This is a genomic window from Actinospineispora acaciae DSM 45401, from assembly GCF_000620785.1.
Lineage (GTDB): Bacteria > Actinomycetota > Actinomycetes > Mycobacteriales > Pseudonocardiaceae > Pseudonocardia > Pseudonocardia acaciae.
Genome location: NZ_JIAI01000004.1, coordinates 268,322 through 291,281, shown reverse-complemented (window position 1 = coordinate 291,281; position 22,960 = coordinate 268,322). Strand labels below are relative to the sequence as shown.

Here is a 22,960-nt window from a genome sequence, read left to right as displayed (position 1 = left end):
GCTACGTCAGGTTCATCGTGTCGCGCGGTGCCGGTTTCGCCAGGCTCCTCGTCGAAGCCCGTTGCCCGACGCGGGATCACCGCTGCTCGATCGCGGAGCGCATCGGCCAATGCCCATGTGCTCCGGGGCGGTTCCACCCAACTAGGCCAACCAGGTGAGTCGAATCTGAATCGTCACCAAGTGAAACGCGTATTGGAAAAGTAACGAAACGATGGGTTCCGGCAATCGAGGTGCTCGCGGTGGCGATCGACGCCGACTCGCCGCGCGCCCGTATCGACTGGCGCGCGGACTACGATGCGCTGCGCTACTCACCGATCGAGGTGCCCGCCGAGGTGCGGACCGGGATGCTCGACTACCTGCGCGCGTTTCGGCTGCACTACGGCGCGTTCGACTTCGTGATCAGGCCGAGCGGGGAATGGGTCATGTTGGAGTGCAACCCCTCCGGTCAGTGGTTGTGGCTGCATCACATGGCGAAGCTGCCCATTCCCGGCGCGCTGGCCGATCTACTGACTGGAGAACCTACGTGAGTGAGCCGCTCGGTGTTCCTGACTGGCCCCGGCGGGCGAAGGCCCTCGCCTCGGAACTTGCTGATGCCGGTGCGCTCACCGACCCCGGGTGGCGGGCGGCGGTTGAGCAGACTCCTCGGCACCTGTTCGTGCCGAGGTTCTTCCGTGATGATGGTTCGGTCGTCGACGGCGCCGACCCGGCCGACGCCGGGGAGTGGTTGGGCGCGGTCTACAGCGACGACAGCCTGGTTGTCCAGCGGGCCGCCGTGCCGGGAGCTGACCGGGCGTGGCCGACCAGCTCGTCAACCATGCCCAGCCTGATGGTGCGCATGCTGGAGATGTTGAACGTCACCGACCGGTCACGGGTGCTGGAGATCGGCACCGCCACCGGCTACAACGCCGCGTTGCTGTGCCATCGCCTCGTCGACCGCCAGGTCGCCAGCATCGAGCTTCACCCCGAGCTGGCCGCCGACGCCGCCGAGCGACTGGGCGCGCTCGGCTATCGACCTACTCTCGCGGTGGGTGACGGCGCGGCCGGTGTGCCCGACCAGGCGCCTTACGATCGGATCATCGCCACCTGCGCGGTACCCGAGATTCCGGCCGCGTGGATCGCGCAGCTCGCCCCGGGCGGGCGAATCGTCGCCGACCTGCGCGGCGAGATGTCCAGCAGCCTCGCTGTGCTGGACAACACCGACCCCGGCACGGTTACCGGCAGGCTGCTCGACCAGGCCGGCCACTTCATGTGGCTTCGGCCCGACCCGGACAACCCGCTCCGGGACGCACACCGGTTCGAGTTCGTCGCCGACCTCGACACCGCCGAGACCACCACCACAGACCTTGACCCCGAAGTACTCGCCGAGCCCGGTCTGCGGGTCCTGCTCGGCATTCTCGAACCCACCCTCAGCCCACCCTCACGCGGCCGGCGCGACGGCGCCGACACCTGGTGGATGCACGCCGAGGGCGGCTGCTGGGTCGAGGTCGTGGACCGGACCGTGACCCAAGGCGGCCCGCGACATCTCTGGCCGACGGTTGAGTACGCGGTGACCGAATGGCGTCGCCTCGACCGACCCGGGCGTGGCCGCTACGGGCTCACCGTCACCGGCGACGGCGTGCACCGCTACTGGCTCGACCAACCCGACCACACCGTCGCGTTCACCAACGTCGTCGCTACACGACCGGACCTCACCGACGAACTGCTCCGGCGACAGGAGGTCGATCAGCAAGCACGTTCGTTCGCGCTGGAAGGCCGCGAGGCCACCGACGCCGAGATCAAGCGGCTACGCGAAGTCGACCGCGACAACACGGCCTGGCTGGAAACCGTGATCACCGAGAACGGCTGGCCAGGCATCCGGCTCGCCGGACAAGCCGGGGCACGCGCGGCCTGGCTACTCGCGCAACACGCCGACGCGAAACCCGAGCTCCAGCGCCAGTGGCTGGCACTGCTCCGGGCCGCCGTCGAAGCCGGCGACGCCGAACGCGGAAATCTCGCCTACCTACAGGACCGCGTCGCCATTCACCAACACCTTCCCCAACACCACGGCACCCAGTTCCTCTGCCTCAACGGCAAGGACGGACTCGCGCCACTCGAAGACCCGCAACGGGTCAACGAGTACCGGGCAACCGCCGGACTACACCCACTCACCGACGACGAGATCAGCACCGCCTGGCCCGACTATCCGTAGATCCGGACATCGGCGCCGTACGAACGATCACCGACCCCACTCAGCTAGCCCGGTGACGTGGTGATGGTGATCGTGGTCCAGGCGCCTAGGCGGATGCGGTCGCCGTCGGAGAGGGGGACGCGGACGCCGGGAGGGATCGGTTCGGGGGAGTCGCCCACGGCGGTGCCGTTGGTGGAGTCGAGGTCCACGATGTCCCAGCCGCCGTCGGGGCGGGCGATCAGGAGGGCCTGTTGCGCGGACACGCCCGGGTCCGTCGGCGGGCCGGAGAGGTCGATGTCGGGGGCGGTGCCCCGGGTCCGGCTGCGCCGGCCGATGGCCAGCCGCTGGCCGGTCAGGGCGAAGCGGCGGTCGGGGCAGTACTCGGGGAACGCGACGGTGTCCACGTCCGGGCCGTTGCGGCTCTTGACGTGTTCGTACCAGGACCTGTCGGCGCGGACGACGGCGAAGTACGGCCCACCGTCGTCAACCGGCTCGGGCGGCGGGACCGGGGCGGTGGCGTCGTGCCCGCACGCCTCGCAGAACCGCCCGTCGCGGGGGGCGCCGCAGTGTGCGCAGTTCGCGGCGGGCTCGGCGGCGGGCTCCGGGGCGGCGGGCACGGCGGGGGAGGCCTGGATCGGGCGCCCGCAGACGTCGCAGTAGTCCTCGCTCTCGGACGGGTGCCCGGCGTCGCAGCTGACGGTCATCGTCACGCCTTCGGCCGCACGCGGACGGTCTTGGTGGAACGGGTGTCCAGGGTCATCTCGTCCTCCGCGCTGACGGTCTTGCGCAGCCGCACGGTGCCCGTCGGGGCGTCCACGACCTCGACGACGCGGCCCAGCAGCCGGGCGGTGTCGGTGTTGCCGGACTGCTCGGCCAGCGCGACGGCCCGCCCGAGCCGCGCGGTCGCGGTGCGCTCGTCGCCGTCCTTGCGGGCGGCCAGGCCCTGCTGGATCGCGTCGGCCAGCTCGGCCTGGCCGGTGTAGCTGGCCACCGCGCGGTTGATGCGGGTGGAGAGGGCGGAGTCGTTCGTCCAGGTCACCACCGCTTTCCCGGTGGCCAGGACCTCGTCGGAGTCGGCCTGGACGACCTGGACGCGGGCGGCGAGCTTCTCGTCGCGGACCGCGCCCGGCTCGACCCGGATGCCCAGGTGGTAGTCCCGGGACTCCGCACCCCAGGAGCCGAGCGGGTACTGGCCGCGCAGCGGGTCGAGCCGGTGGCGCCGGGCGGTGAGGTCCTCGACGGTGGGGGCCACCTGCTTGACGAACCGGACCGTCGCGTCCCGGGGCGTCCAGAGCCGCAGCGCGATGTCGGCCACCGCCTTGCCCATCGCGGCGTTCATGACCGCGCCGAAGTCGGCGGCCAGGTCGTCGGGGTCGGCCACGATGTCCACGCTGCCCAGCAGCGCCGAGGCGATGGTGCGCAGCTCGTCGACCCGCCAGTCGGTGCCCACGCCTCGGCAGTCGCAGGCGAACCGTCCCTCCACGCGGGCGAGGGCAGCCCGCAGCTCTGCCTCGGTCTCGTGCTCGTTCTTGCCGTCGGTGAGCAGGATGGCGTGCCTGATCGCGTCCGGATGCGCGTCCGCGATCGTGCCGGCCATGGTCAGCCAGCGGCCGATGGCCGTGCCGCCGGACGGTGTGAGGCCCTGTACGGCGGCCGAGGCCTCGGTGCGGGTCGCCTCGGTGGCCACGGCGGTGCCACCACCGGGCGGGAAGACCTGCTCGGCGTCCTGGTTGCCGGCGATGACGGCGAACGACACCCCGTCGCGCAGCTCGCCGATCGCCACCGAGGTGGCGTGCCGGGCGGCGGCGATCCTGCTGCCGGTCATGGACGTGGAGCAGTCGATGATCAGTATTTCCAGGCAGTCGGTGCCCGGCCGGGCTCCGCCCTCGGCGGTGATGGTGACGATGGCGTCCACGTCGGTGGCGTCGGCGGCGAGGTAGGGGTTGAGGTCGACCTCGACGGCGAACGACGGTGCCTCTGTCATGTCGAGCTCCTCGGGGTGATCGGGATGACGGCGACGGTGACGTTGTCGTGGCCGCCGGCGTCCAGCGCAAGGGTCGTCAACGCCAGAGCCTGGCGCAGCGCGAGCCCTGGCTCGGACCCGGTGACGGCGAGGGCCGCCGAGGCGAGGTCGGTGGCGGACGGCAGGTAGTTCCACAACCCGTCACTGCACAGCAGGAGGATGCCCGGGCCGGCCGGGCGCAGCAGTGTGACGTCCGGTTCGTCGGCGCCGTCCGGGCCGACCCACCGGGTGAGCACGTGCGCGAACGGGCCCGACGGCGCCTCGGGCGGCTCCTCGCCGGTGGAGTCGGCGACCTGGGCGGCCCAGGAGTGATCGGTGGTCAGCCGCCGGGACGGCTCGGGCGCGTCGGGCGCGGCCAGCCAGTAGGCCCTGCTGTCCCCGATCCAGGCCACCGCGATCTCCGGGCGGGCGGGGTCGCTCGGGTCGACCACCGCCGCGACGATGGTGCACGACGCGTCGTCCGGGCGGGCATCGGGTGTGGCGGCCGTGACCGCCCGTGCCCCGGCCGCCACCGCCGCCCGGACCCGCTGCTCGGCCGAGCCCGCCGCCGTCTCGGAGTTGTCGAGCAGCACGTCCAGCGCGGCCTCGGCGGCGGCCTGCGACGCGCGCTCGGGGGCGCGGCTGGAGGACACCCCGTCACAGACCACCGCCGCGATGCGGGGATCGGTGCCGGCGTCGGCGTAGCAGCCGAGCGCGATGGCGTCCTCGTTGTGCGGGTGGCTGTGCCCGCGATCGCTCACCCCGGCCAGCACGTCCAGGTCGATCTCGACCCGGTCGCTGCCGCCCCGGTAGCGCAGCCCGCAGTCCGGGCAGAAACCCTCGTCGTCACTGTCCGGGCCGGGGACGTGCCCGCAGCCGTGGCAGCGCTGCTCCGGCTCGGACGAGGTGCTGCCGGAGCGCCGCACCCGCAGGTCGGCGCCGCAGCCCTCGCAGAACCGGTCGCCGACCAGCACCGGTCCCGCACACTGCCCACACGTCGTGGTGGCCTGGGTCACGGCGTCGCTACGTCCAGGTGCGCGGATGAACCGCGTTCGCCCGGTCCACCATGGCGACCCGCCGCGTCCGGTCCGGGGTCAGCCGGGCGCCGGCCCGCAGGCACCGCTCCAGCGCGAACCGCAGGTCCCGTTCCCGCCAGCGGCAGCCGAACAGCGCCGGCGCGTTCGCGGGCGTGCCGCCGTTGGAGCCCGCCTCGGTCACCGCCCGCTCCAGCAGCGCCGCCCGGATGTCCTGCTCGGTCGCCGGGTCGAGCGGCAGCCCGTCGAGCCGGCCGGCGGCCGCCGAGAGCTCGTCGGCGCCGATGCCGGTGTCCCGCAGCCGCACCCGCACCGCCGAGAGCTGGGCGGTGGTGTACTCGCTCGAACCGCTCGGCACGCCGTCCAGCGCCTCGATCGCCGCCGCCCGCTCGCCGGCGCGCAGCCGCACCCTGGCCAGCCCGAAGGAGGCGTCCACCAGGCCGGGGTCGGTGCGGGCGAGCACCGTGTAGTAGCGCGCGGCGACCTGGTCGGAGTCCGAGCACTCCGAGGCGGCGGCCAGCGCGAGCTTCGGCGCCGGCTCGCCGGGAAGCGTGCTGTACACGACGTCGAACCGCCGCGCCGCCTCGGCGGGCCGGCCGGCGACCAGCGCCGCGACCGCCCGCCACCAGTCCAGCCGCCAGTCCTCGAGCCGCTCCTCGGCCAGCTCGTCCAGGGTCTTCGTGGCGGCGTCCGGGTTGGCGGCCTCCAGGTACGCCCTGACCAGCCGCAGCCGCAGCTCCAGGCTGGTCTGTGGCCCGGTGGCCAGCAGCGCGTGCACCTCGTCGGGGCCGGCGGCGCCCGCGGTGGCGAGCAGGCCGGCCGCCGGGTCGCCGGTGTCCACCAGCGGCAGCGGCAGCAGCTCGGCCACCCGCGCGGGGTCCGGCCGGCCGGGTTGGTCCGGCGACCCGAGCAGGCCACTGGCGAACACCCCGCGCATCGGCCCGAACAGGGTGGACGGACCCGGGTGCGGCTGCCCGGTCTCGGCGGCGAGCACCTCCCGCAGCACGCCGGTGAGCTGGTCGGACATCTCGTCGGAGGACCCGAACCGGCGCAGCGGGTCCGGATCGGTGGCGCGGCGCAGCAGCCGGTCCAGCGACTCGTGCTCGGACAGCACCGGGTGCCCGGACGGGTCGGGCAGCGGGGTGGGCTGGCCACCCGTGGTCGGCGGCATGCCCAGCGCCAGCACGGCGAGGCTGCGCCCGACCGTGTGCAGGTCCGAGGCGGGCGACGGCCCGTCCGACGCGATCTCCGGGGCCTGGTAGCCGACGGTGCCGTACACCGGGCTCTTCAGGTCGTCCGTCCTGATCACCGCGCCCAGGTCGATCAGCTTGAGCTGCCGGTCGTACTGGATCACGTTCTCCGGCTTGAAGTCGCAGTAGACCAGGCCCTGCTCGTGCAGGTAGCCCAGCGCGGGCAGCATCTCCAGCAGGTAGGCGATCACCAGGGATGCCGGCAGCGGATCCCACCCGCCGTCGGGGCGGCGCCGCTGCTCCAGGAGCTGCTTGAGGGAGACGCCGCCGACGTACTCCATCACGATGTAGCCGACCGGCGTGCCGCGCTCGTCGGGGTGGGTGGCGAAGTTGTGGACGGTCACGATGTTGGGGTGGCTGACGCGGGCGAGGAACCGCAGCTCGGCCTGGGCGGCGCGGCGCGCGTCCGGGTCCCCGGAGTTGAGCAGGCCCTTGAGCACCACCGGGTGGTTCTCCACCTTCCGGTCCAGCGCCAGGTAGATCCAGCCGAGCCCGCCGTGGGCCAGGCAGCCCTGCACCTCGTACTGGCCCTCGACCAGGTCGCCGGGCGCCAGCTTCGGGCGGAACGAGTAGGCGGCGCCGCAGTGCGGGCAGAAGCCCTCCTCCCGGCCGGGGATGCCGGCGCGGCTGCGCCCGACGGGCTTCTCGCAGCCGGTGCGGCCGCAGAAGCGCTTGTTCTCCTCCACCCGGGGGTCGGCGAGCACGGCGGCCGCCGGGTCGCGCGGCGGCACCGGGGGCACCTCGACCAGCCCGCCGCCCAGCCGCGACCGGGTCCGGCCGGTGGTGGTCGGCGACGAGGTCCGGCGGGACGGGCGGCTGCCGGTGGAGCCCGAACCGGAGGCGACGGTGGCGGGTCCGGAGTCTCCGGCCGCCCGGGTGGCGGGCGGCGGCGCCGGTGGGTAGCCGCACTCGTCGCAGTAGCCGTCCTCCAGCGTGCCCGTGCAGTCGGTCCGTGCGCAGGGCGTGCCGTCGGGGGCGGTCACCCCCGGCTCCCCGGCGCGGAGACCAGCCGCTGGTAGTCGGCCAGCGCCCGGGTGGCCTCGGCCAGGTCGCACGGGCGGGTCCACAGCAGTTGGCGCAGCCGCTGGTCCAGCTCCAGCAGCCGGGGGTGCTCGGCGCGGTCCAGCCGGACGGCCTTGGCCCGGTACGCCTCGTAGCGGCCGCGCAGCTCGGCTCGCCGTTCCACCAGGCCGGCGGCCAGGTCGTGGGACGCCCGCAGCTCGTCGGCGGCCGCGTCCAGCGCCGCGCGCAGCCGCTGCAGCCGGTCGGCGCGGGCCGTCCAGCCGGTCACCTCGGGCAGCCCGGCCAGCTCGGCGCGCAGCGGCGACAGCCGGTCGGCCGGCGAGGCGATGTCGGCGTTCTCGATCAGCTCCACGGCGCGCGCCCTGGCCTGGTCGGCGCGCCTGCCCAGCGACTCCACCTCGCGCAGCCGGCCGGTCACCTCGGCCAGCGCGTCCGGCCAGCCGTCCCGCGCCTGGACAAGGCCGGCGAGCCGGGCCTCCAGCTTGGCCACCTGGGTGCCGAGGTCGGCGTGCACCGGCCTGGACGTGATCTGGTCCAGCGACAGCGGGTCGGCGGTGGCCTCCTGCTGGAGCTGGTCGCTGCGCTCGGTCAGCTTGGCGGCGTGCAGCGCGGTCGGGTCGCGCGCGGGCAGGCCGAGGTCGTCGACCAGCGCGCGGGCCGCCCGCAGCCTCTCGGCCAGCGGCCCGAACTCGTCGAGGAACGCCTGGTAGATCCGGTCGACGTCCAGCACGAGCGTGCTGACCTGGTAGAACTCCACGTCGATGCGCTCGGACAGCTCGCCGAGGGAGATCTGCTCCACGCGCTGGGCGACCGGCGTGCGCAGCCGGTCCGGCAGCGCCACCGCGACCCGGGCCACCTCCACCGACCGCCCCCGCAGCAGCCGGCGCAGCTCGTCGACCTCCCGCTGCCCCGGCCGGGAGCGCGCCGCGCGCACCTCACGGGCCTCGGCCAGCACCGTCCGGAAGCGGTCGAAGTCCTGCCACAGCGCATCCCAGGCCGGCTCGCACAGCGCCCAGCGCCGCGCGGTCTCGCCGCCGAGCGCGCCGGCGCTGAGCAGCGCGCGCCCGCGATGGCCGTCCAGCTCGACCAGCGCGGCTCCGATGCGGCCTTCCTCGTCGGATCGGCGCGCCAGTTCGTCGTCCAGCGCGTCGACGCTGTCCCGACCGGTCATCTCTATCCAGGCCCCCAGGCGTGTGTGCTCGCGCACATACTCCCACCCGATCGTGGCGAGCATTGGCCGCTCGTGCAACCGGAAGCGGATCTCCGCGCCGGTTGGATGATCCGAGTCGCACGCTTTACCCTCACCCCGGGGGTGTACAGGTGACCCGGACGCTTGCCCGCGATGGGCGCTCTGCCACGCCGGAACGGGCGGTGTCACCCCGATGGCGGACGCTCACCTCGGGGACCACCACCCCGGACCGGCTGTGGCGGGTCGGCGCGCTGCTGGTCGTCGCCTGCCTGGCCACGGCGATGGTGAGCCTGCTGGCCGGGCTCGACAGGCGCGACGCGCTGGGCGCCGGCGGCACCCGGGTCGCGGCGTTGAACACCGACTCCGCCCAGCTGTACCGCTCGCTGAACGAGGCCGACGCGATGGCGTCCAGCGGCTTCGTCTCCGGCGGCTCCGGTGGCTCCGGCGGCGAGGCCCCGGCGGTTCGGGCGCGCTACGACGACCACGTGTCCAGGGCCGCCGCCCGGCTGGTGCACGCCGCCGGGCTGCTCCCGCCGGGCGGGCGCGACGCCGCCGACGTCGAGCTGCTCGCCCGCCAGCTGCCCCGCTACACCGCGCTGGTGGAGAGCGCCCGCGCGCAGGGCGGCCAGCCGAGCGCGCGGGAGACGCTGAACACCGCGTCCGCCCTGATGCGTACGACCCTGCTGCCCGCCGCCGACCAGCTGCGCCGCAGCCAGGCGGCCGCGCTGGCCGCGAACTACCGGGGCGCGAGCGCGTTTCCGCTGGTGGTGGTGATCGTGGCGGCGGTCACGCTCGCGGGCGTCGGCTTCGTCGGGGTGGCCGAGCGGCGCCGCACCAACCGGATCCTGAACCTCGGGCTGCTGGCCTCCGCCGCGCTGCTCGCGGTGGCGCTGCTGTGGTGGCTGACCGCCACCTTCGTCGCCGCCGGTCGGCTGGACGCGGCCCGCGCGCACGGCGACGTGACGACGGCGCTGGACGACGCGCGGGTGGCCGTGCTGCAGGCGCGCGCCGCCGAGACCCGCTCGCTGGCCGAGGGCGCCGGGCCCGACCAGGAGTCCGGCCCGCTGTTCGACCGGCTGCTCGGCGCGGGTGGCCAGCTCGACCGGGCCGCCTCGGCCGCCGATCCCGCCTCGGCGCGGGGCATCGCGGCGGTCCGGGCGGCGGCGACCGGGTGGCGGGACGCCCACGAACGGCTGCGGGCGCTCAGTGCGAGCGGTGACCGCCCGCGCGCGCTGGCCTCCGCCGCCGGCGCCGACCCGGAGGGTTCCGCGGTGAGCTTCGACAGGCTCAACGCGTCGCTGGCCACCGCGCTCGGTGAGGACCGCACGGCGCTGGCCCTGGACGTGCGCGGCGCCGACGCCACCCTCACCGGGATCGCCCTGGGCCCCGCGATCCTGGCGCTGTTGGCGGCGGTGGCCGCCGCGATCGGGGTCGGCAGGCGAATCTGGGAGTACCGATGACCGGCCGGTGGACACGGCGCGACCTGCTGCGCCGGGGCGCGCTGGCGTCGCTGGGTGTGGCCTCGCTGGCGTCCGGCTGCGGTCGCGCCGCCGCCGGCGGGACCTACGCGGAGGGCAGCGCGACGCTGGCCCGGGCACGGGAGACCGGCATCATCAGCCTGGGCATCGCGGGCGAGGTGCCGTACGCCTACACCGATCGGAACGGGAACGCGACAGGCCAGTCGGTGGAGCTGGCCCGCGTGCTGCTCGGCCGGCTGGGCATTCCGCGCGTCCAGGCCGTCACCGTCGACTTCGGCGAGCTCATCGCCGGGCTCACCCTGGCCCGGCAGTTCGACATGGTCGCGGCCGGGCTGTTCATCTCGCCGGACCGCTGCCGGGCGGTCACGTTCTCCATCCCGGACTACACGGCCCCCACCGCGTTCCTGGTGCCACGGGGCAACCCTCGCCGCATCGCCGACTTCGAGCAGGTCCGCGACCAGGGCCTGCGCATCGCGGTGCTCGGCGGCGCCGTGGAGCGCCGCTACGCCGCCGACACCGGCATCCCCGACGCGCGGATCCAACAGCTCGCCGACCAGCAGGCGCTGCTCGACGCGGTGGCCACCGGCCGCGCGGACTGCGCGGCCCTGACGAACATCTCGCTGCGCAACATCGCGGCCGCGAACCCCGCCGCCCCGGTCGAGGTCACCGCCGGCTTCTTCCCGGTGATCAACGGCCGCAGGTCCGTGTCGGCCGGCGGCTTCGCCTTCCGCCCCGGCGAGACCGACATCCTGGACGCGGTGAACGACCAGCTCCGGGCCGTCCAGCGCTCCGGCGAATGGCTCACCATCGCCAGGCCGTTCGGCTTCGGCCCGGAGAACGTGCCGGGCGCCGACGTCACCACCGAGGCGCTCTGCGCGACTTAGGTCCGAAGGACCTCCCGGCCGATGGTGCGCAGCGCCACGTCCTCCTGCGGGGCGTGCACGGCGGCGGACTGGACGTCGCGGAAGTGGCGCTCCAGCGGGTTGTGCTGGCTCAGGCCGGGGTTGCCGAGCGTGCGCAGCGCGAGCTGGACCGCGTCGAGGACCTGGCGGTCGGCCAGCGCGCGGGCGCCCAGCGCGCGGGTGGCGGCGACCGGCTCGCCCGCGTCGATCCGCCCGGCCAGCCCGAGCAGCAGGTCCTCGGCGCCGGCCAGCAGCGCCTCGATCTCGCCGGCGATTCGCTGGAAGCGCTCGGTCTCGGCGACCGGGTGGCCCAGGTTCGCCGGCACCCGTTCCCAGGCGAAGCGGTGGAAGTAGCGCTGCGCCGCGCGGCCGACGCCGAGGTAGATCGAGGCCAGCGGCAGGGCGATCCCGCTGATGTCCGGCTCGGTGCGCGCCCCCTGGTCCAGGACCTCGATCAGGTTCTCGCGCGGGATGGCCACGTCGGTGAACACCACGTCGTGGCTGCCGCTGGCGCGGAGTCCGAGCTGGCGCCACTCGTGGCGGATCTCGATGCCCGCGCTCCCGCCGGGAACCGCGAACGTGCCCACCCTCGGCGCGGGCTCGTCGGTGCGCGCCCAGACCAGGAAGTAGCTCAGCCCCTCCGCCCCGGTGGCGAACCGCTTGTGGCCGCTGACCGACCAGCCGTTCGCGGTGCGGCGGGCCACGGTGCCGGGCAGGCCGCCCCGGGTGGGGGAGCCCAGGTCGGGCTCGACCCGGACCGCGTTGAGCAGGGTGGGGCGTTGTGCCGACTCGGAGAGCACGCGCGCGTACAGGTCGGGCGGCCAGTGTGGGGCGCGGGCCTGCTTGGCGTGCGCGAGCAGGGTCATCGCGGTGATCAGCGCGACGGACGGGTCGCCCTCGCCGAGCGCGGCGAGCACCCGGCACTGCTCGGCAAGGCCGATGCCCGCGCCGCCGTACTCGCGGGCCACCGTGGCGGTGAGCAGGCCGGCGGCGTGTACGGCGGCGATGGGTACGGCCGGGAACTCGCCCGTGCTGTCGTAGTCCGCCGCGGTGGCGGCCAGCGTCGACGTCAGCTCTTCCAGATCGGCGCCCACGGTCACGCTCACGCCCACACGCACGCTCACGCGACCGGCCGGATGATCAGCGGCAGCTCGGCGCCCAGCCGCAGCCGCTCCAGCCAGCGCACCACCGTCGCGGCGACGCTGCGGTGGTGGCTGGCGTTGAGCACGTCGTGGCGACCGTCGGCGACCGCGAACAGCTCTGCCCCGGGCAGTGCGGCGTACCGCTCCCGAGCCCACGCCAGCGGGCTGACCTCGTCGTTCTCCCCGTGCAGGCCCAGCACCGGCACGGCGACCGACGCCGGCTCGCGCAGCTCGTCGGGGATGCGCCCGGCGGTGAGCGTCCCGGTGTCGAACCGCTCGGGATCGCGCAGCAGCGCCTGGTGCGACGGGCAGGAGGCGCGCAGCTCCGGCTCGGCCTCGGGCGCCACGTCCGTACCCCGGTCCGGATCCGGCAGCCCGGCCAGCACCAACCCGTCGACGGCCACCGCCCCGGCCAGGCGCGGCGCGAGCAGCGCGCCGGCGTCCGAGCCGATCAACACCGCCGGCCCCGGGCGCTCCGGCGACTCCAGCACGGACCTGACCTGAGCAACAACGGCGTCGAGCCCCGACGTGGCGTCCGCCACGACCCGGACCCGGTAGGCGTCCGCCGACAGCCGCCGCCCCAGCCGTTCGTACACCCCCGGCCGTTCGCCCCGGCCGGGGAGCACCACCAGGGTGCCCCTCGGCGCGAGCCCGGCCGGTTCGTCGAACGCCAGAACCTGGTTGACGGTCATTCAGCTCCCTTTCCGAGGTATGCCTCTTGCACGGCGGGGTCGCCCAGCAGCTCCTGGGCGGTCCCGGACACGACGATGCGGCCGGTGGCGAGCACGTACCCTCGGTGCGCGATCGAGAGCGCCAGCTCGGCCTGCTGTTCGACGATCAGCACCGCGACGCCCAGCTCCGAGTTCAGCCGGGCGATCTCGTCGAGCACCCGGTCGACGAAGATCGGCGAGAGGCCCATGGTGGGCTCGTCCATGCAGATCAGCCGGGGCCTGCTCATCAGCGCCCTGGCGAACGCGAGCATCTGCTGCTCGCCGCCGGAGAGCGTGCCGGCCTCCTGGCGGCGCCGCTTCGCCAGCCGGGGGAAGTGCTCGTACATGCGCTCGACGTCGTCCGCGATCCGCGCCCGGCCCCGGCGGGTGTACGCCCCGGCGAGCAGGTTCTCCGCGACGGTCATCCGCGCGAACACCCGCCGCGCCTCGGGCACCGACCCGATCCCGGCCCTGATCCGGTGCGGCGTGGACGTCGAGGTGATGTCGGCGCCGTCCAGCCGCACGCTCCCGGCGGCCGGCCGGACCAGGCCGAGGATCGCCCGCATCGTCGTCGACTTGCCCGACGCGTTGCCGCCCAGCAACGAGACGACCTCGCCCGGGCCCACCCGCAGGCTCACCCCGGCCAGCGCCCGCGCCGGGCCGTAGCGCACGTCCACCCCGTCCAGCTCCAAAAGCGGCGTCATCGCGACCGCTCCCGGCGCCGGCCCAGGTACGCCTCGATGACGGCCGGGTCGTTGCGCACCTCGGCCGGCGTCCCCTGGGCGATCAGCCGGCCGTCGTCCATCACCAGCACCCGGTCGGACAGCGTCATCACCAGGTCCAGCTTGTGCTCCACCAGCAGCATCGCCTGGCCGGCCGCCTTCAGCTCGATCAGCTGGTCGAGCACCTCGGCGGTCTCCGTGGGGTTCATCCCGGCGGTGGGCTCGTCGAGCAGCAGCAACCTCGGCCGGGGCGCCAGCGCGCGGGCGATCTCGGTGCGCCGGCGGTTGGCGTAGGACAGCGTGTAGGCGTGGTCGTCGCGGCGCGAGGTGAGCCGGTCGGAGAACCGCGCGAGCTGGGCGTCCACCTCGTTGGCCAGCCGGCGGCGCTCGCGGCGCGCGGCCGGGGTGGGCACCAGCGCCACCGCCAGCTCGGCCAGCAGCGACACCCAGCGCAGCAGCGGCAGGTGCGACAGCCGCCGCAGCGGGCGGGCCGCCCGGACCGTGGAGTGCAGCCCGACCTCCACGTTCCGCGCGACGGTCAGCCCGGCGAACACCCTGCCGTTCTGGAACGTCCGCGCGATGCCCGCCTCCACGATCCGCTCGACCGAGGCGCGCTCGATGCGCCGCCCGTCCAGCTCGATGGTCCCGGCGTCGGCGCGCAGCACCCCGGAGACCAGGTTCAGCGTGGTCGTCTTGCCCGAGCCGTTCGGCCCGATGACCGAGACGACCTCGCCGGGGCGGACCTCGAACGAGACGTCGTCCACCGCGACGACCCCGGCGAACGCCCGCCGCAGCCCGGTCACGGACAGCACGGCGGTCATGCCCGCCGCACCCAGATGCCGCGCGGCCGGAACCGGATGACCAGCAGGAGCAGCACCCCGTAGCCGATGATCCGCACGTCCGGCGTGAGCCGCAGCAGCTCCGGCAGCCCGACCAGCACCACCGCCCCGAGCACCGCGCCGACCGGCGACACCGACCCGCCCAGCACGATGATCGTCAACGCCAGCAGGGACATCGCGAAGGTGAAGATCGTCGGGTCGATGTAGGTGTACTGGTGCGCCAGCAGCGAGCCGCCGATGCCCGCGAAGAACGCGGCGACCGCGTAGGCGAGCGCCTTGTAGTCGCGCACCCGCACCCCGCAGGCGCGCGCCGCCACCTCGTCGGAGCCGACCGCCGCGATCACCGTGCCCAGGTGCGAGGCCCGGATCCGCCCGACCACCACCAGCGTGAGCACCAGTAGCGCCAGCCCCAACAGGTAGAACTCCGCCGCCGTGTTGATCTTCGAGCCGAACAGCACCGGCGCCGGGACGCCCCGGATGCCGTACGGACCCCGGGTCAGCGACTCCCAGTTGCGGATCACCGCCACCGCCACGGTGCCGATGCCGAGCGTGGCGATCGCCACGTAGTGCCCGGACAGCCGCCACACCGGGGCGGTGAGCACGGCGGACACCACCGCCGAGACCAGCCCGGCGGCCAGCAGCGCCGGCCAGAACGGCCAGCCGCTGACCACCGTCAGAACCGCCGAGGTGTAGGCGCCGACCGCGATCGGCCCGGCCTGGCCGATGGTGACCTGCCCGGCCGAGCCGCAGGCCAGCGTCATCGAGGCCGCCACGATGCCGTACACCATCACCTGGCTGCCCACCGTGACCGTGTACCGGTCCGCGACCAGCGGCAGCGCGGCGGCCACCGCGACCGCCACCGCCGCCTGCCACCACCTGACCCGGATCTCCCGCCCGCCGGACAGGAACGTGCCGGTCATCGGCTCGGACGCGAGCGCGGGCACCCGCCCGAGCAGCCCGCCCGGCCGCACCACCAGCACCAGGAACAGCACCCCGAACGTGATCAGGTCGCGCACCCCGTCGCCCCAGAGGAACACCCCGAACGCCTCCAGCACGCCGAGCACGAACCCGCCGGCCACCGCGCCGACCATCGACCCCAGCCCGCCCAGGGTGGCCGCGACGAACGCCGTGAGCCCGGCCGCCGTGCCCGAGGTCGGCGACACGTTCGAGGTGTACATCCCGACGAACACCCCGGCCAGCCCGCCGAGCCCGGAGGCGATCACGAACACCAGGTGCTGGATCCGTGGCACCGGGATGCCCACCTGCAGCGCCGCCTCCGGGTCCTGGGCGGTGGCCCGGATCGCCCGGCCGGTCCGCCCGAACCGCAGGTACGCCGCGAGCACCGCCATCACGGTGACCGTGATCGCCAGCATCACCAGGTCCGAGGTGCCGAAGCGCAGCCCGCCCAGCCGCAGGTCGTTGGTGGGCAGCGCGGGCGGGAACGGCCGCACCCGGGGTCCGAACGCGAGCTGCGCCAGGTTGTCCAGCACCAGCGAGACCGCCACCGTGGCGAGCAGCGCGCCGATCGGCGGCGCCTTGGCCAGCGGCCGCACCGCGACCACGTTGATCAGCAGCCCGAGCAGGCCGGTCGCGGCCACCACGCCGAGCACCGCCAGCCACAGCGGCCAGCCGCGCTCGGCGATGAACCACCACCCGGCCATCGAGCCGATCGCGAACACCGAGCCGTGCGCGAAGTTCGCGACGTGGGTCACGCCGAAGATCAGCGAGAAGCCGACGGCGATCAGCGCGTACGCGTTGCCGTGGATGAGCCCGGCGAACAGCGTGTCGAGCACGTCAGCCGGCCTTCAGCACGAACTTGCCGTCCTTGACGACCAGCTCGCGCACCCTCGGGTCGGCCGGCCTGCGGTGCTCGTCGAACCGGTAGGTGCCGAACTGGATGGACGGGAACTCCCGGGTCTCCAACAGCCCCTTCTGCACGCCCTCGCGGGTCGCCCCGCCGTGGCGGGCCGCGGTGACCAGCGTGACCAGCGCGTCGTAGGCGTAGACGTTGAAGTCGCCGGGCTCCTCGGCGTGCTTCTTGCGGAACGCCGCCGCGAACTCGCGCACCTCAGGGCGCGGGTCGTCGGCGGTGAACGCGCCGGTGATGATGTCGCCCTCGGCGGCCGGGCCGGCCAGCGACAGGAACTCCGGCGTGTTCTGCCCGCCGAAGAACGGCCCGCCGAACCCGACGTCGCGCAGCTGCCTGACCACCAGCGCGCCGTCCGGCCCGTAGCCCAGGTGCACCACCGCGTCCGGGCGGGCGTCCCGCGCGTTGATCAGCACCGGGCGGAAGTCCGTGGACTCGGGCAGGAACGCCGCGCTGTAGCCGATCTGGACGCCGCGCCTGGCCGCCCCGGCCGAGAACGTGTCGAACGCCGCCCTGCCCCAGTCCGTCTGCTGGTAGAGCACCGACACCTTCTTCGCGTACTTCGACACGAACCCGGCGTTGGCGTCCTGCAGCACGTCCTGGGTCAGCGACGGGGACCAGACGTGGTCGCCGCCCTTGGTGAAGTCCGGGTGCGAGTTGGTGAACCCGAACTGCACCAGCCCGGCGTCCTGGTATACCCCGGACGCGGCCATCGAGGCCGGCGAGGAGAAGTCGCCCAGCTCGGCGACGATCGCCGGGTCGTCCACGAACTTCTGCGCGATCGGCACCGTCTGCTTGGGGTCGGACTGCGAGTCCTCCCACCTCAGCTCCACCGGCCGGCCGTTCACCCCGCCCTCGGCGTTGATCTTGTCGAGGGCCAGGTCGAAGCCCTGCCGCCAGAGGCGGCCGTACTCGGCGCTGGGGCCGGTGAGCGGCGCGGACACGCCGAAGACCACGGCTCCGGACGGGGGAGCGGAGCGGTCGCCGGCGGCGCAGGCGGTGAGGGCGAGCGGCGCGACGAGCAGGGCAGCGAGCAGCGCTTTCATGCACGATCCGATCGGGGAGTGCGGACGCGTGGGAGGCTGGGGAGGCGCCTCAGCTACAGCGCGTGGTCGTGCAGCCGCGCATCTGGTCGATGTGCCGGCGGTAGGCGGCGAACAGAACGCTCGTCATGTCGGTTCCGACGTTATGCGGCGCCGGCCGGGACCGTCAACAGCGCCGCACGTCACTGATCAGAACCCGTGAGTGGCTAGGGGCGCTATGACGCCCCTAGCCACTCACGGGTGCTGGCGCACCTTGCGCACGAACGCGTCCCCGGCGGTGATGGGGCGGCCCTCGGCGTCGGTGACCTGGTAGCGGACGGGCAGCTGGTGCTCGCTGTCCAGCAGCCGCGAGTGCGGCTCGCCCTCGTCGAACATGTGCGCCTCGCCCCACTGCCGCAGGGCCACGATGACGCCGAACAGCTCGCGGCCCTTCGGGGTCAGCGCGTACTCGTGGTAGGCGGATCCGTCGGCGGCGGGGACGACCTCCAGGATGCCGTGGGCGACCAGCTCGCGCAGGCGGGTGGTCAGGATGTTCTTGGCCAGCCCCAGGTTGCGCTGCAGCTCGCTGAACCGCCCGATGCCGTCCAGGACGTCCCGGACGATCAGCAGCGACCAGCGGTCCCCGATCACGTCCACGGTCCTGGCGACCGGGCACTCCGCCCGCCGGTGGCTCACGCCTCTCGCATGCATGGTTGCAAGTTTAAACCAGTACGCCTACGCTTCCAAGTAGTTTCAACGAGCAACCACTAGGGAGTAGCGATGACAGCGAACGTCAGCCCGGTTCGGGTGGCGGTGGCCCAGTTCGAGCCGAGGGTCGGTGTGGAGAACCTGAAGGCCAACGGGCTGGCCGTGGAGGAGCGGATCAGGACGGCCGCCGAGGCGGGCGCGGGCCTGATCGTCCTGCCCGAGCTGGCCACCACGGGCTACGTGTTCTCCAGCCGTGACGAGGCCTTCGCGCACGCCGAGGCCGTCCCGGACGGGCGCAGCGTCGAGTCGTTCGCCCGGCTGGCGGCCGAGTACGACGCGTACATCGTGGGCTGCGTGGTCGAGCGGGACGGTACGAGGCTGTTCGACACCGCCGTGCTGGTCGGCCCCGACGGGTACATCGGCCGGTACCGCAAGACGCACCTGTGGAACACCGAGAAGCTGTGGTTCACCCCGGGTGACGAGGGCTTCTCGGTGTACGACACCCGCATCGGCCGGATCGGGCTGCTGGTCTGCTGGGACATCTGGTTCCCGGAGACGGCCCGGATCGTGTCCCAGCTCGGCGCGGACATCATCTGCATCCCCACCGGCTGGGTGTGGACGCCACCGCCGCTCTACGACGCCAGCGGCGTGTGCATGCCGGCCTACCTGACGACCACCGCCGCGCACGTGAACAACGTGTTCATCGCGACGGCCGACCGGATCGGCGAGGAGCGCGGCGTGGGGTTCATGGGGAACTCGCTGATCGCGGGCACGAACGGCTGGCCGATCGACCGGATCGCCGGCCCGGACGAGGACACGATCCTCTACGCCGACGTCGACCTCACCGCCGCGCGGACCGCCCCGATCTGGAACCAGCTCAACGACCTGCACCGCGACCGCCGCACCGACCTCTACGACCAGATGCTCGGCTACGGTGCCGCGCCGCTGCCCAGGTGACGGCCGTGACGATCACCGGACTGGGCCGGGCGCTGCGCCGGGGCGAGACCTCCGCCGCCCGGCTGGCCGAGGACGTACTGCGGAGGGTTCACGACCGCAACTCTGAGTTGAACGCGTTCGCGCTGGTCGACGAGCTGGGGGCGTACGCGGCGGCCCAACGAGCCGACCGGGAGCTGGCCGAGGGCGTCGACCGGGGGCCGCTGCACGGCATCCCGGTTGCGGTCAAGGACCTCGTCGACATGGCCGGCCTGCCCACGACGTGCGGGTCGGCGACGTCCTTCGGTGCCGCGGCGGCGACGCGTGACGCCGAGGTCGTGACCCGGCTGCGCGATCGGGGCGCGGTCATCGTCGGGAAGACCACGCTGCACGAGTTCGCCTACGGCGCCACCGGGGACCGGTCCGTGCACGGCCCCTCGCGGAACCCGAATGATTCCGGCCGCATGTCCGGCGGCAGCAGCGGAGGCAGCGCGGTGGCGGTGGCGTCGGGCATGGTTCCGCTGTCGGTGGGGACGGATACGGCGGGCTCGGTTCGGGTGCCGGCCGCGTTGTGCGGCGTCGTCGGGTTCAAGCCCGCCTACGACGCCATCCCCGGTGCGGGCGTGTACCCGCTGGCGCCCACGCTCGACCACGTCGGCCTGTTCGCCGGGTCGGCCGAGGACGCGCTGATCGGTTACATGGCGCTCGCCTCGCGGCCGCCGGAACCCCCGCCGCTGCCCGAGCCGCTGTCGTTGACGGTCGGCTGGGTCCGCGCCGGCGTGTGCGACGCGCGGGTCGAGGAGCTGGCCCACCGGCTGGTGACCCGCGCCGGGTTCGCCCCGCGGCCGGTCGGCGGGTTGCCCGGGCACCTGTTCGACGTCTTCACCACCCTGCAGGGCAGGGAGGCGTATGAGGTGCACCGGCATCATCTGGACGCCGACCGCGACCTGATCGACGACGAGGTCGTGGACCGGCTGGAGCGCGGCGGCAAGGTCTCCGACGAGAGCTACGCGGCGGCCGCCGAGGCGCGCGAGGAGCTGCGCGCGACCGTGCGGGAGCTGCTGCGGACCCACGACCTGCTCGCCCTGCCGACGGTCCCGGTCGTGGCGCCCCCGCTCGGTGCGCGCCGCGTGCGGGTCGACGGCACGGAGCTGGAGGTCCGCTCGGCGCTGCTCTCGTTCACCTACCCGTGGAACCTGACCGGCGTACCGGCCATCAGCATCCCGGCCGGCCGCCAGGACGGACTGCCCACCGCCGTCCAGCTCGTCACCGCCCCCGGCAGCGAACACCTCCTGTTCGCGGCCGCCCGGGCGCTGGAGGCCGCCTGATGCCGTCCATCCAGATCGACCTGCCGCTGACCCTCACCGCCGCCACCAAGCGCGCGCTCGCCCAGCGGGTCGGCCAGGCCTACGCCGAGATCATGCAGGTCGGCATGGACCTGCTCACCGTGTCCGTGCACGACCTCGGCGAGGGCGGCGTGTGGCGCTGCCACGAGACCGGCCCGCCGACGCCCTCGGCCCTGATCATGTGTGACATCCGCGCCGGCCGCCCCGTCCAGACCCGAGCCCGGCTGGCACAGGCACTGATCGACACGTGCGCGGAGATGCTCGACCTGGACACGCTCTGGACGAAGGTCGAGTTCACCCAACACGCCGGCGACGAGATGTACCACCCGCACCTCGGCGGCTTCAACAACGACTGGACGGGCGACGAACGAACCACCGCTTCGCCGCCGAAGACTCGGTGTGCTGAAACGCGCGACTCGGTGTGCTGAGACGCGCGACTCGCGGGCTTGCTTATGACCGGGACGCCGTCGGGGCCTCGGTCGAACACGACGCCACCCCGTGAGCCGCGCCGGTCGCCTCCGGGCGGATCCAGATCTCGTCGAGGCCGCCGGTGGTCAGCCGGTGGTGCTGCGCGGGGTCCTGGTCGGGGAAGTCCAGGCGCTTGGCCATGCCCCGGGTCTCGGTGCGGGCCAGGGCGGCGGTGTACATCCAGCGGGCGTGCGCGGTCATCGCGGCGGCCTGCCGGGCGCGGACCACGTCGGCCCCGGTGGCGCGCAGGGAGGCGCGCACCCGTCGCCAGGTGTCGTCCAGGGTGGCCAGCGCGCCGGCCAGGGCGTCGCCGTGGCGCAGGTAGTTCTTGTCGTACGGCAGCACCTCGCGTTGGACGGTGGCCACCACGGCGCGGTGGTCGTCCACCGGCCGCCCGGCCGGCCGCAGCCCCGCCCCGCCCAGCGGCGTCACGGCGCGGCGGCTCGCGCGGTCGCCCAGCGAGCGGGCGTGGCGGGCCGCGCCGGCGCCGGCCCAGGCGCCCGAGGAGATCGCCCACGCCGCGTTGTGGCTGCCGCCGCCGGTGAACCCGCCGCAGATCGGCTCCCGGGTGGCGGCGTCGCCGGCGGCGTAGAGCCCGGGCACGGTGGTCGCGCAGTCGTCCGAGGCGAGGCGGATGCCGCCGGTGCCGCGCACGGTGCCCTCCGCGATCAACGTGACTCGTTGCCGTCCTCGGTGTAGAACGTCGCGTAGTGGTAGAACGCCGTCTTCGTCACCGAGGTGCCCTCGGGGGCGATGCCGTAGGCGTTGGAGAACTCCATCCCGGACAGCTCGGCGCCGGCCTCGGCGGCGAACAGCGCCCCGTCGCCGGTGTTGACGTTGCAACCCAGCGCCCCGGACAGGAACGCGCAGCCGCCGCTGGCCAGCACCACCGCGCCGGCCCGCACCCGGAAGTCCCGCCCGACCTGGCGGCGGTGGCCGACCGCGCCCGCGACCGCCCCGGACGGGTCGGCGAGCAGCTCGGTCACCGGGCTGTGGTCCAGGATCCGCACCCCGCGGCGGCGCACCCAGGCCCGCATCCGGCGCATGTACTCCGGCCCCTGCAGGCCGGTGCGCAGCTGCTCGCCGTTCCCGGTCACCGGGAACGGGTAGCGGGTGGCCCCGGCCAGCTCGTTCACCCCGGCGTAGGTCTGGTCCAGCACCCTGGCCATCCAGCGACGGTCGGCCAGGTAGCCGCCGAGGCCCTCGCGGCTGGCCATCGCCGCCTCCCGCTCGGCCGGCTCCGGCGGGACGTACCAGACGCCGGTGCCCGCCGACGCGGTCGCGCCGCTGGTGCCGCAGTAGCCCTTGTCGGCGAGCACCACGTCGGCGCCGGCTGCCGCGGCCTTGACGGCGGCCCAGGTGGCGGCGGGGCCACCGCCGACCACGAGCACATCCGTGGTGAGGTCCAGCTCTATCACGATGTCCTCCAGGAGGTGAACCGCCGCTCGACGGTCAGCAGCAGCTGGTTGAAGGCCACGCCGATGACCGAGATGGCCACGATCCCGGCGTACATCTGGGGGATCGCGAAGTTGTACTGCGAGGCGTTGATCAGGTAGCCGAGGCCGGCCTTCGCGCCGACCATCTCGGCGGCGACCACCACCACGATGGCCGCCGCGCCGGCCAGCCGGATGCCGGTGAAGATCGTCGGCAGCGAGCCGGGCAGGATCACCGTGGCGAACAGCCGCACCGGCGGCAGGTCCAGCGACCTGGCCAGCTTGAGCAGCGTGGGGTCGACGCCGCGCACGGCGGTGATGGTGTTCAGCAGGATCGGCCAGCAGCAGGCGTAGGCCACGATGCTGATCTTCGACGTCTCGCCGATGCCCAGGATCAGCACGAACACCGGGAGCAGCGCCAGCGCCGCGGTGTTGAGGAAAAGTTGCACCAGCGGGGTGAGCAGGTCGGACACCGGTTGGTACCAGCCGATCAGCACCCCCAGCGGCACCGCGAACGCGACGGCCAGCGCGAACCCGACCAGCGAGCGGGTCAGGCTGGCCTGGACGTGCTCGGCCAGTTGGCCGTTCCCGGCCAGCTCGGCGAGGGCCCGCAGGACCTCGGAGAACGGCGAGAGGAACGTCGGGTCGACCAGCCCGGTGCGGGGTGCCAGCTCCCAGGCCGCCAGCAGGGCCGCCACCGCGACGGTCTTGGTCGCCACCGGTCG

At 73.9% G+C, this 22,960-nt stretch carries 22 protein-coding genes; 7 read left to right on the top strand and 15 right to left on the bottom strand.

All coding sequences use genetic code 11. The features are described 5' to 3' along the window. The first annotated feature begins 239 nt into the window (after positions 1–239). Complete coding sequence (locus tag N912_RS64550) at positions 240–527, top strand: MvdC/MvdD family ATP grasp protein (protein ID WP_169747923.1); 288 nt, start codon at positions 240–242, stop codon at positions 525–527. Continuing rightward, a complete protein-coding gene (locus N912_RS65225; RefSeq protein ID WP_084211073.1) occupies positions 416–2,188 on the top strand; it encodes a DUF6624 domain-containing protein in 1,773 nt (590 codons plus the stop codon). The genes N912_RS64550 and N912_RS65225 overlap by 112 nt, the downstream gene beginning before the upstream one ends. 44 nt (positions 2,189–2,232) lie before the next feature. On the opposite strand, the gene N912_RS0121525 is transcribed toward N912_RS65225, so the two are convergent. From N912_RS0121525 to N912_RS0121505, 5 genes are read right to left on the bottom strand one after another with little or no spacing between them, the layout of a single operon-like run. Beyond that, on the bottom strand, positions 2,233–2,871 hold the full coding sequence (locus N912_RS0121525) for an FHA domain-containing protein (protein ID WP_028924032.1): 639 nt from the start codon (positions 2,869–2,871) through the stop codon (positions 2,233–2,235). A 2-nt stretch (positions 2,872–2,873) separates the two neighbouring features. Continuing rightward, positions 2,874–4,151, bottom strand: coding sequence for a vWA domain-containing protein (locus N912_RS0121520; protein WP_028924031.1), 1,278 nt, complete (start codon positions 4,149–4,151; stop codon positions 2,874–2,876). Continuing rightward, a complete protein-coding gene (locus N912_RS0121515) occupies positions 4,148–5,143 on the bottom strand; it encodes a PP2C family protein-serine/threonine phosphatase (protein ID WP_051580561.1) in 996 nt (331 codons plus the stop codon). Before N912_RS0121515 ends, N912_RS0121520 begins: the two co-directional genes overlap by 4 nt. Positions 5,144–5,192: 49 nt before the next feature. Further along, positions 5,193–7,436: a serine/threonine-protein kinase gene (locus N912_RS0121510; protein WP_028924029.1), complete on the bottom strand. Its 2,244-nt coding sequence runs from the start codon at positions 7,434–7,436 to the stop codon at positions 5,193–5,195. After that, positions 7,433–8,647: a hypothetical protein gene (locus tag N912_RS0121505; RefSeq protein WP_156993843.1), complete on the bottom strand. Its 1,215-nt coding sequence runs from the start codon at positions 8,645–8,647 to the stop codon at positions 7,433–7,435. The genes N912_RS0121510 and N912_RS0121505 overlap by 4 nt, the downstream gene beginning before the upstream one ends. A 149-nt stretch (positions 8,648–8,796) precedes the next feature. Here N912_RS0121505 and N912_RS63615 point away from each other — a divergent pair, with 149 nt between their 5' ends. Then, positions 8,797–10,125 (top strand): hypothetical protein, encoded by a 1,329-nt coding sequence (locus N912_RS63615; RefSeq protein ID WP_156993841.1) that lies wholly within the window; start codon positions 8,797–8,799, stop codon positions 10,123–10,125. After that, on the top strand, positions 10,122–11,027 hold the full coding sequence (gene ehuB / locus N912_RS0121495; protein ID WP_051580560.1) for an ectoine/hydroxyectoine ABC transporter substrate-binding protein EhuB: 906 nt from the start codon (positions 10,122–10,124) through the stop codon (positions 11,025–11,027). The genes N912_RS63615 and ehuB overlap by 4 nt, the downstream gene beginning before the upstream one ends. Here the strand turns inward: ehuB and N912_RS0121490 are convergent. From N912_RS0121490 to N912_RS0121460, 7 genes are all read right to left on the bottom strand, one after another. Continuing rightward, a complete protein-coding gene (locus tag N912_RS0121490) occupies positions 11,024–12,151 on the bottom strand; it encodes an acyl-CoA dehydrogenase family protein (RefSeq protein ID WP_245645368.1) in 1,128 nt (375 codons plus the stop codon). The genes ehuB and N912_RS0121490 overlap by 4 nt on opposite strands. Before the next feature lie 14 nt (positions 12,152–12,165). Then, positions 12,166–12,879 (bottom strand): alpha/beta hydrolase, encoded by a 714-nt coding sequence (locus tag N912_RS0121485; RefSeq protein WP_028924024.1) that lies wholly within the window; start codon positions 12,877–12,879, stop codon positions 12,166–12,168. Beyond that, the gene (locus N912_RS0121480; protein WP_028924023.1) at positions 12,876–13,601 is read right to left on the bottom strand and encodes an ABC transporter ATP-binding protein; all 726 of its coding nucleotides are present in this window, start codon (positions 13,599–13,601) and stop codon (positions 12,876–12,878) included. Before N912_RS0121480 ends, N912_RS0121485 begins: the two co-directional genes overlap by 4 nt. Further along, entirely contained in the window at positions 13,598–14,440 is an 843-nt protein-coding gene (locus N912_RS0121475) for an ABC transporter ATP-binding protein (protein ID WP_028924022.1), read from the bottom strand. Before N912_RS0121475 ends, N912_RS0121480 begins: the two co-directional genes overlap by 4 nt. Next, positions 14,437–16,251, bottom strand: coding sequence for an ABC transporter permease (locus tag N912_RS0121470; protein WP_028924021.1), 1,815 nt, complete (start codon positions 16,249–16,251; stop codon positions 14,437–14,439). Before N912_RS0121470 ends, N912_RS0121475 begins: the two co-directional genes overlap by 4 nt. Position 16,252: 1 nt before the next feature. Continuing rightward, a complete protein-coding gene (locus tag N912_RS0121465; RefSeq protein WP_037065809.1) occupies positions 16,253–17,371 on the bottom strand; it encodes an ABC transporter substrate-binding protein in 1,119 nt (372 codons plus the stop codon). 231 nt (positions 17,372–17,602) lie between these two features. Further along, positions 17,603–18,058, bottom strand: coding sequence for a winged helix-turn-helix transcriptional regulator (locus N912_RS0121460; protein WP_028924019.1), 456 nt, complete (start codon positions 18,056–18,058; stop codon positions 17,603–17,605). Positions 18,059–18,127: 69 nt separating this feature from the next. Between N912_RS0121460 and N912_RS0121455 the strand changes: the two genes are divergently transcribed. From N912_RS0121455 to N912_RS53605, 3 genes are read left to right on the top strand one after another with little or no spacing between them, the layout of a single operon-like run. Further along, a complete protein-coding gene (locus N912_RS0121455; protein WP_028924018.1) occupies positions 18,128–19,012 on the top strand; it encodes a nitrilase family protein in 885 nt (294 codons plus the stop codon). A gap of 5 nt (positions 19,013–19,017) precedes the next feature. Beyond that, positions 19,018–20,316 (top strand): amidase, encoded by a 1,299-nt coding sequence (locus N912_RS0121450; protein ID WP_156993839.1) that lies wholly within the window; start codon positions 19,018–19,020, stop codon positions 20,314–20,316. Further along, positions 20,316–20,762 (top strand): tautomerase family protein, encoded by a 447-nt coding sequence (locus tag N912_RS53605; protein WP_051580559.1) that lies wholly within the window; start codon positions 20,316–20,318, stop codon positions 20,760–20,762. The genes N912_RS0121450 and N912_RS53605 overlap by 1 nt, the downstream gene beginning before the upstream one ends. Positions 20,763–20,784: 22 nt before the next feature. Here the strand turns inward: N912_RS53605 and N912_RS65220 are convergent, their stop codons facing one another. Genes N912_RS65220 through N912_RS53595 form a run of 3 tightly spaced genes read right to left on the bottom strand, consistent with a single transcriptional unit; the run spans position 20,785 to position 22,954 of the window. After that, on the bottom strand, positions 20,785–21,474 hold the full coding sequence (locus tag N912_RS65220; RefSeq protein ID WP_211261330.1) for an L-aspartate oxidase: 690 nt from the start codon (positions 21,472–21,474) through the stop codon (positions 20,785–20,787). Beyond that, positions 21,471–22,220: an FAD-dependent oxidoreductase gene (locus tag N912_RS65215; protein ID WP_211261329.1), complete on the bottom strand. Its 750-nt coding sequence runs from the start codon at positions 22,218–22,220 to the stop codon at positions 21,471–21,473. Before N912_RS65215 ends, N912_RS65220 begins: the two co-directional genes overlap by 4 nt. Beyond that, on the bottom strand, positions 22,217–22,954 hold the full coding sequence (locus N912_RS53595) for an ABC transporter permease (protein ID WP_245645367.1): 738 nt from the start codon (positions 22,952–22,954) through the stop codon (positions 22,217–22,219). Before N912_RS53595 ends, N912_RS65215 begins: the two co-directional genes overlap by 4 nt. Positions 22,955–22,960 lie beyond the last annotated feature (6 nt).

What these genes read in the sequence shown, in the direction of transcription:
- N912_RS65225 (WP_084211073.1), top strand. Translation starts at nt 416, where the DNA reads ATGGGTCATGTTGGAGTGCAACCCCTCCGGTCAGTGGTTGTGGCTGCA.
- N912_RS0121525 (WP_028924032.1), bottom strand. Translation starts at nt 2,871, where the DNA reads ATGACCGTCAGCTGCGACGCCGGGCACCCGTCCGAGAGCGAGGACTAC.
- N912_RS0121520 (WP_028924031.1), bottom strand. Translation starts at nt 4,151, where the DNA reads ATGACAGAGGCACCGTCGTTCGCCGTCGAGGTCGACCTCAACCCCTAC.
- N912_RS0121505 (WP_156993843.1), bottom strand. Translation starts at nt 8,647, where the DNA reads ATGACCGGTCGGGACAGCGTCGACGCGCTGGACGACGAACTGGCGCGC.
- ehuB (WP_051580560.1), top strand. Translation starts at nt 10,122, where the DNA reads ATGACCGGCCGGTGGACACGGCGCGACCTGCTGCGCCGGGGCGCGCTG.
- N912_RS0121485 (WP_028924024.1), bottom strand. Translation starts at nt 12,879, where the DNA reads ATGACCGTCAACCAGGTTCTGGCGTTCGACGAACCGGCCGGGCTCGCG.
- N912_RS0121480 (WP_028924023.1), bottom strand. Translation starts at nt 13,601, where the DNA reads ATGACGCCGCTTTTGGAGCTGGACGGGGTGGACGTGCGCTACGGCCCG.
- N912_RS0121475 (WP_028924022.1), bottom strand. Translation starts at nt 14,440, where the DNA reads ATGACCGCCGTGCTGTCCGTGACCGGGCTGCGGCGGGCGTTCGCCGGG.
- N912_RS0121465 (WP_037065809.1), bottom strand. Translation starts at nt 17,371, where the DNA reads ATGAAAGCGCTGCTCGCTGCCCTGCTCGTCGCGCCGCTCGCCCTCACC.
- N912_RS0121460 (WP_028924019.1), bottom strand. Translation starts at nt 18,058, where the DNA reads ATGCATGCGAGAGGCGTGAGCCACCGGCGGGCGGAGTGCCCGGTCGCC.
- N912_RS0121455 (WP_028924018.1), top strand. Translation starts at nt 18,128, where the DNA reads ATGACAGCGAACGTCAGCCCGGTTCGGGTGGCGGTGGCCCAGTTCGAG.
- N912_RS53605 (WP_051580559.1), top strand. Translation starts at nt 20,316, where the DNA reads ATGCCGTCCATCCAGATCGACCTGCCGCTGACCCTCACCGCCGCCACC.